Source organism: Streptomyces flavofungini (genome assembly GCF_041028215.1).
GTDB classification, from domain to species: domain Bacteria; phylum Actinomycetota; class Actinomycetes; order Streptomycetales; family Streptomycetaceae; genus Streptomyces; species Streptomyces flavofungini_B.
The window spans coordinates 1-1,544 of record NZ_JASKYR010001199.1; the positions used below are offsets into that span (position 1 = coordinate 1).

At 73.3% G+C, this 1,544-nt stretch carries 1 protein-coding gene and 1 pseudogene; one reads left to right on the forward strand and one right to left on the reverse strand.

Annotated features, from left to right (window positions below; all coding sequences use genetic code 11):
- Window positions 1-182 (reverse strand): annotated as a pseudogene (locus tag AB8Z36_RS39710) (hypothetical protein); the annotation flags it as partial.
- Window positions 183-322: 140 nt separating this feature from the next.
- Here AB8Z36_RS39710 and mtnA point away from each other — a divergent pair.
- Complete coding sequence (gene mtnA / locus AB8Z36_RS39715) at window positions 323-1,480, forward strand: S-methyl-5-thioribose-1-phosphate isomerase (RefSeq protein WP_369218220.1); 1,158 nt, start codon at window positions 323-325, stop codon at window positions 1,478-1,480.
- The last annotated feature ends 64 nt before the right edge of the window (window positions 1,481-1,544 follow it).

Consider the following 1,544-nt stretch of genomic DNA (forward strand, 5'->3'; position numbering starts at 1 on the left):
GTCTGGCCCGCGTTCGACTGGCTCGGCGGGGACCACTGGGCGGGTGGCGGCTGCTCCTTGGACCACTTCGGCGGGCTGCTCGGGCCGCCGGGGTCCTTGGACTCGCCGGCGTCCGGCTTGCCGGAGTCCTGTCCGTCGGAGGGGGCGGATCCGGGCGAGGCCCAGCCCGGAGTGTCGTTCATCGTCGCTCCTTCACGGTGCGCGTCCGCGGGTGCGGCGGCTGGTTGTCAGCCATCGTGCCACGGGGCACCGGCAAGGTGACCGGGGGCCGGAGAGGCTGCACACCTTCAATTGTCCGCCGGGTACGGGGCAGACTGGTCGGATGGCTGATCAGTACGCGCAATCCGGCGAGGACATACGGCCGACCGACATCCCCGGGATTCCCGCGATCCGCTGGGACGACCCCCCTGAAGGACCCGTCCTGGTCCTCCTCGACCAGACCAGGCTGCCGGGTGAGGAGATCGAGCTGGTGTGCACGGACGCGCCCGCTCTGGTGGACGCGATCAGAACGCTCGCGGTGCGCGGGGCACCGCTGCTGGGCATCGCGGGGGCGTATGGCGTCGCGCTCGCCGCCGCCCGTGGGTTCGACGTGGACGAGGCGGCGGATTCGCTGGCGGGCGCCCGGCCCACCGCGGTCAACCTCGCCCACGGCGTGCGCCGGGCCCAGGCGGCCTACCGCACGGCGCTGACGGGCGGCGCCGATCACGTGAGGGCGGCGGACGCCGCGCTCGAAGCGGCACGGACGCTGCACGTCGAGGACGCCAAGGCCAGCGCGCGGATGGCGGCGCACGGTCTGGCGCTGCTCGACGAGCTGATGCCGGGCGGCGGCCACCGCATCCTGACGCACTGCAATACGGGGGCGCTGGTGTCCGGCGGGGAGGGCACGGCGTTCGCGGTGGCTCTCAGGGCGCACCGGGAGGGGAGGCTGCGCAGGCTCTGGGTGGACGAGACGAGGCCGCTGTTGCAGGGGGCGAGGCTCACGGCGTACGAGGCGGCGCGGAACGGTATGGCGTACACGCTGCTCACGGACAGTGCGGCGGGTTCGCTGTTCGCGGCGGGTGAGGTGGACGCGGTGCTGATCGGTGCCGACCGGATCGCGGCGGACGGTTCGGTGGCGAACAAAGTGGGGAGCTATCCGCTCGCCGTGCTCGCGCGGTACCACCATGTGCCGTTCATCGTCGTGGCTCCGGTGACGACCGTGGACCCGGGGACGCCGGACGGGGCGTCCATCGAGGTCGAGCAGCGGGCGGGCCATGAGGTGACGGAGGCCGTGGTGCCGCATGTGCCGGTGATCGGGAGGGAGGCGGGTGGCGGTGTCCCGATGGCGCCGCTGGGGACGCAGGCGTATAACCCCGCGTTCGACGTGACGCCGCCCGAGCTGGTGACGGCGATCGTGACGGAGGAGGGGGTGTTGTCGCCGGTGACGGCGGAGGGCCTTGCGGAGATGTGCGCCAAGGCGGGTCAGGTGCCGATCAGCTAGTGAGCGGGGGCGGGCGGAGGCCCGCGCCTGCGCCTGGGGGCTGCTCTGCGGGTGTGGTCTGCGG

Excerpts from the sequence above, each read along its gene's own strand:
- mtnA (WP_369218220.1), top strand. The coding sequence starts at position 323 with ATGGCTGATCAGTACGCGCAATCCGGCGAGGACATACGGCCGACCGAC.